Annotated in this window: 1 protein-coding gene; it reads left to right on the top strand. The window is 54.0% G+C overall.

Annotation, left to right across the window (positions count from 1 at the left end):
• Positions 1-14: 14 nt before the first annotated feature.
• Positions 15-392 (top strand): hypothetical protein, encoded by a 378-nt coding sequence (locus ABWL39_RS20895; RefSeq protein ID WP_367796144.1) that lies wholly within the window; start codon positions 15-17, stop codon positions 390-392.
• Positions 393-472: the final 80 nt, after the last annotated feature.

Here is a 472-nt window from a genome sequence, read left to right as displayed (position 1 = left end):
GTTAGGGCTACCGAATGAAACGAAGGTTGCTATCGATTCTTGCGCTCGTCGGCATGTCTGCTCATGGAGCAGAAAACATATGGCCGCCTTTACCAACTACTGGTTTCATTGCTGGTCGCTCTGCGACAAAATCTGATGTCGCGAACGGAAACGCTGTTTTTGTTGCAGCCCGCGGCGAGGTCTCAATTGGCAAGCCTCTGCCGGTTGCTGTACCTCAGTATGTCTGGTTCAAAGACCAAGGGCATCGAAAACCCGCTATCCTCATTCAAGCCGAAGAGGCCGACGGCAAACCGATTTACGGCGCACGCTTGCTCGATGGTAGTTACGTGGCCGGGTTCGGTTCTGACTTTGACCTTCTTGGGAAGGCAAAGCCAAATGGCACCGCGCCCTAACAAGTCAGTCAACGGGACACCCAAATGCTGCGCATTTGAGTTCCCTCGGCTACGCCTCGGTGCCCGTTACTTCCAACGTT

This window comes from Chitinivorax sp. PXF-14, from assembly GCF_040812015.1.
In the GTDB taxonomy this organism is placed as follows: domain Bacteria; phylum Pseudomonadota; class Gammaproteobacteria; order Burkholderiales; family SCOH01; genus JBFNXJ01.
This window is presented reverse-complemented; position numbering and strand designations above follow the sequence as displayed.